This window comes from Nocardioides sp. CF8 (assembly GCF_000389985.1).
GTDB classification, from domain to species: Bacteria; Actinomycetota; Actinomycetes; order Propionibacteriales; family Nocardioidaceae; genus Nocardioides; species Nocardioides allogilvus.
In genome coordinates, this window is sequence record NZ_CM001852.1 from 1,600,413 (window position 1) to 1,605,217 (window position 4,805).

Below are 4,805 nucleotides of genomic sequence, written 5' to 3' on the forward strand. Positions count from 1 at the left end.
ACCGACCTGCTCGAGCGCGAGCCGCAGGGCGTGCGGATGCTGGGCAACGACCTCACCCCGCTGTCGGCCGAGGCGCTCACCACCGAGATGCGGTCCGTCGCGTCCCGCCAGGGCGACCCCGAGGAGGCGGTGCGGGCGATCCGGGCCGTACGCCGCCGCGAGCTCCTGCGCATCGCCTGCGGCGACCTCGTGGGCGAGACCGACGTGGCGCTGGTCGGCGCGGGCCTGTCGCGGCTCACCGACGCGACCTTGGAGGCGACGCTGGCGGTGGCGATGGACGCGGTGCGCGTGACGCGCGGGCTCGACACCGCGCCCAGCCGGATCGCGATCATCGCGATGGGGAGGTACGGCGGGTTCGAGCTGTCCTACGGCAGTGACGCCGACGTCATGTTCGTGCACGAGCCGACCGACGGTGCGCAGCCACAGGTCGCGGCGGCGTACGCCCAGGCCGTCGTGGGGGAGCTGCGGCGACTGCTGTCGCTGCCCGCCACCGATCCGCCGCTCGTGGTGGACGCCGACCTGAGGCCCGAGGGCAAGCAGGGTCCGATGGTGCGCACGCTGGCCTCCTTCGAGGCCTACTATGCCAAGTGGTCGCACGTGTGGGAGTTCCAGGCGCTGCTGCGCGCCGAGCCTGTCGTCGGCGATCCGGAGCTGCGCGAGCGCTTCACGGCGCTCATCGATCCGCTGCGTTTCCCCGCAGACGGGATCGCGCCGGACGACATCGTCGAGGTGCGGCGGATCAAGGCGCGGGTGGAGGCCGAGCGGCTGCCTCGCGGGGCCGACCCCAACACCCACCTCAAGCTCGGTCGCGGCGGGCTGGCCGACGTCGAGTGGACCGTCCAGCTGCTGCAGATGCGGCACGCGGGTGCGGTGCCGGAGCTGCGCACGACCCAGACGCTCGCGGCGCTCGACGCGGCGGTGGGCGCGGGGCTGATCGAGGCGGAGGACGCCGAGATCCTGACCGAGGCCTGGCGGCTGGTGAGCCGGATGCGCAACGCGGTCACGCTGGTGCGCGGCAAGCCGTCGGACCAGGTGCCGCGCGACGCGACCGAGCGGGCGGCCGTGGCCCAGGTGCTGGGCCACGTCGCGGGCGACTCGGACCGGATGGTCAACGACTACCTCCGCACCACCCGGCGTGCGCACGCGGTGGTGGAGAAGATCTTCTGGCAGGAGTGAAGGGCACAACTTCATTGGAGAATGAATGAAGTGTTATTCTTCTTTCTCGTGAGGTGAAGGCATGACAGCAACCACCGTGATCGGCGACCTGATCGGGTCGCGGGTCTCCGGCGACCGGCGTGCACTGCACGCCCGCTTCGAGCGCGCCCTCGACGAGGTCAACGAGCAGCTGTCCCCGCCCACCCCGATGCGGATCACCGTCGGCGACGAGTACCAAGGCGTGTTCGCCAGCCTCGGCGACGCCCTGACCGCCTCCCTGGCCGTGCGGCTGGCCCTGCTCCCGGAGGGCGACATCCGCCACGGGATCGGCCGCGGCGAGGTCCAGGTGCTCGGCACCTCGCCCCGGGTCGAGGACGGGCCAGGCTGGTGGGCGGCGCGCGCCGCGATCGAGCGGGTGCAGGAGGCCGAGGGCAAGGCCGCGACCCGCACGCTGCGCACGGCCTACGTCGCCGACCTCTCGTCCCAGGGGCCAGGCCCGGGCCCTGCCTCGGACGAGCCGCTCGTCAACGCCAGCCTGCTGCTGCGCGACGAGCTGGTCACCGCGCTGTCGGAGCGGTCGTTGTCGGTGCTGCGTGGTCTGCTGGCCGGACAGACGCAGCGTGACCTGGCCGACGAGCTGGGCATCAGTCCCTCGGCGGTCTCCCAGCGGGTGCGCGCCGACGGGCTGGGGACGATCCTGGCTGCGCACGAGCTGATGGGAGGACTGTCGTGAGCTGGCTCGCTGTGTTGCTGCTGGGTCTGGCGATGGCCGACCTGGCCCACTCGGTTCGGCCAGTGCGGGTCGTCCCGCAGTGCGTGGGTGCCATCGGCGCGGTGCTGGTCGGGCTGGCGGCCGGACTGACGCAGGCGCGCGACGTCGCGGCCCTGGTGGTCATCGCGGTGGTGGTCGTCGCATGGGGCCAGACCGTGACGAGCGGCTTCGCGGGCCGGCTGCCCGCAGCGGTGCCGCTCGCGGTGCTCGCGGTGTCGGTGCTGCTGGCCATCGGGCTGGGCGGCCTGGCGGGCGAGGCCGACGGGCTGGTGGGCGACTGGCTGCGCTCGACGCCACTGCCCGCGCTGCAGGGCATGGAGGCCGACCGCGCGTTGTTGCTGGCCGGCGCGTTCGCCGTACAGCTCAGCACCGGAAACGTCGTGGTGCGGCTCGTGCTGGCGGCGACCGGCACCGTCAACCCGGCCCGGCACGGCCAGGTCGACGATCCGGAGATGCAGCTCAAGGGTGGCCGGCTGCTCGGGCCGATGGAGCGGGTCTTCATCCTCGGTCTGGCGCTCGCCGGTCAGGTGACAGCCGCCAGCATCGTGGTGGCGGCCAAGGGGCTGCTGCGCTTCCCCGAGCTGTCGTCGAAGCGTGACCAGGAGCGGATCCACCTGCTGACGGAATACTTCCTCGTCGGCAGCTTCGTCTCCTGGCTGGTCGCGCTGAGCTCGCTGGTGCTGCTGCGCCAGTGAAGTGCCGACGAGGCCCCGGAGCGTGTCCGGAGCCTCGTCGAGGATGAGAGCCGATCAGCCGCGCGTCACCTGGACGACGCTCGGGCGGGGGCCGGCGAACTGGCCGGGGCCAGCGGTGCCGGTCGACGGCACGTAGTCGGGGAAGCGCGAGCTCTGCGCCGCCCACGTGCCGTCCTCGCCGGGGTGCTGGACGGCGACGAAGACCGAGCCGTCCTTGTCGTGGATGAGCGGGCCACAGGTCTCGGCGTCGATCGGGACCGCCAGGAACTGCTGCACGCGTCCGCGCTCGGGGCCGGCGACCGGCACCTTGAACAGGCCGTCGTTGAGGCCGATCGAGCCGGGCTGGCCGTCCGTGGAGACCCACAGGTTGCCCACCGAGTCGAAGGCCACGTTGTCGGGACACGAGATCGGCGAGACGGGCCCGGTCCAGCCGCCGAAGTAGGTGCCGGCGGTGGCGGCGTCGCCGCAGATGAGGATGAGGTTCCAGGCGAACGTCGACGCCGTGTGGTCGCCGCCGGTCGGCTGCATCTCCACCACGTGGCCGTTCTTGTTGGCGTTGCGCGGGTTGGGCTCGGTCGCGCCCTCCTTGCCGACCTTGCCGCGGTCGGTGTTGTTGGTGCACGCGACGTAGATGAAGCCGTTGACGTAGTTGGGCTCGACGTCCTCGGGGCGGTCCATCTTGGTGGGCTGCACAACGTCCGCGGCGAGGCGGGTGAAGACCAGCACCTGCTCGGTGGTGAAGCCGGGGACGACGGACTGGCCGTCGACCGTCAGCGGGAGCCACTCGCCGGTGCCGTCGCTGACGCCGTCCTCGAGGCCGTCGCCGATGAAGCGGGCCACGGACAGGTCGCCGTGGGAGAGCAGCGTGAGGTTGTGCTTGCGGTCACTGGCCCTGCCGCCCGGGCGGAAGGTGTCGCGGGAGACGAAGCGGTAGACGTAGTCGAAGCGCTCGTCGTCGCCCATGTAGGCCACGACCTTGCCGTCACCGTTGACGATGACGTTGGCGCCCTCGTGCTTGAAGCGGCCCATCGCGGTGTGCTTGACGGGGGTGGACTTCGGGTCCTCCGGGTCGACCTCGACGATCCAGCCGAAGCGGTGGGGCTCGTTGGGGTTGGCGACCGCATCGAAGCGGGTGTCCAGCCCACGCCAGTTGCGCGAGTCGCCGGTGGCCGACAGCCCGTAGCGCTTCTCCTGGGCGCTGGTGCCCGCGGCGCGGAAGTACTGGTTGAAGTTCTCCTCGCCGGACAGGACGGTGCCCCACGGGGTGGTGCCGCCGGCGCAGTTGTTCAGGGTGCCCAGCACGCGGGTGCCCGACGGGTCGGCGGCGGTCTTGAGCAGGTCCGAGCCGGCGGCCGGCCCGTCGACGGTGAACGCGGTGTCGAGGGTGATCCGGCGGTTGCGAGCGCCGTTGGGGACGTAGGTCCAGGTCGAGCCGGCTGACCTGCGGCGCAGCTCGACGACGCTGAGGCCGTGGGCCGCCCAGGCGGTGCGGATCAGCTCGTCGGAGTCCATGTCCGGCGGGAACATGATGTTCTCGTTGGTGTACTCGTGGTTGGCGACCAGCAGCGCGCGGGTGCCCTTGCGGTCGGTCACGATGACGTCGACGTAGTCGCAGTTGTAGCCGAACTGCAGGGCCTGGGCCGCCGCGGTCTGGTTGGCGGCGTCGAAGACCGGTGCGCCGTCGAAGATCGGGTCACCCCAGCGGATGATCGGGTCCCAGCGGTAGCCCGCGGGCACAGTGACGGTGTCGATGTTGTTCGGCACCGGTGCGATCGGCGTGAACTCGAGGGCGCCCGCCGCCGGCGTGACGGCCTGGCCGGTGGAGATCGGGCTGCGGAACACCGCGGCAGCCGGCTGGCTGCTCAGCGCGACGCCGGCGGTGGTGACGGCGGCGGCACCGAGGACGCTGCGGCGCGAGAGGGCGGTGGCCGCGACGTCGCGGAAGTAGGAGGTCTTCGTGGTGTTCGGGACCTCCTGGAAGCACGCGTCGCCGCACCTGAGGTGACAGGTCACGGGGCTGCGGTTGCTGTGGACGAGATCTGCCATCGGGAGGGCACGACGCTGAGGAGTGAGGGTCATGGGGCGACCCAACCGGCACCGACCGACGCGCAGGTGACGTCGACGTGAACACCGGTTGCGATTCAGATGGGCGGCTGGCGCATGGGAGGATCGACCCGTGCCCG

Annotated in this window: 3 protein-coding genes and 1 pseudogene; 3 read left to right on the forward strand and 1 reads right to left on the reverse strand. The window is 71.7% G+C overall.

Annotated elements, in window-relative coordinates:
- The 3 genes and pseudogenes from CF8_RS23010 to CF8_RS07860 form a co-directional block, all read left to right on the forward strand.
- Window positions 1-1,176: pseudogene (locus CF8_RS23010) on the forward strand (bifunctional [glutamine synthetase] adenylyltransferase/[glutamine synthetase]-adenylyl-L-tyrosine phosphorylase); the annotation flags it as partial.
- A 61-nt stretch (window positions 1,177-1,237) separates the two neighbouring features.
- A complete protein-coding gene (locus CF8_RS07855; protein ID WP_010832597.1) occupies window positions 1,238-1,888 on the forward strand; it encodes a SatD family protein in 651 nt (216 codons plus the stop codon).
- The gene (locus CF8_RS07860; protein ID WP_036490508.1) at window positions 1,885-2,622 is read left to right on the forward strand and encodes a hypothetical protein; all 738 of its coding nucleotides are present in this window, start codon (window positions 1,885-1,887) and stop codon (window positions 2,620-2,622) included. Before CF8_RS07855 ends, CF8_RS07860 begins: the two co-directional genes overlap by 4 nt.
- A 54-nt stretch (window positions 2,623-2,676) precedes the next feature.
- On the opposite strand, the gene CF8_RS07865 is transcribed toward CF8_RS07860, so the two are convergent.
- Window positions 2,677-4,701: a PhoX family protein gene (locus tag CF8_RS07865; protein WP_036490510.1), complete on the reverse strand. Its 2,025-nt coding sequence runs from the start codon at window positions 4,699-4,701 to the stop codon at window positions 2,677-2,679.
- Window positions 4,702-4,805: the final 104 nt, after the last annotated feature.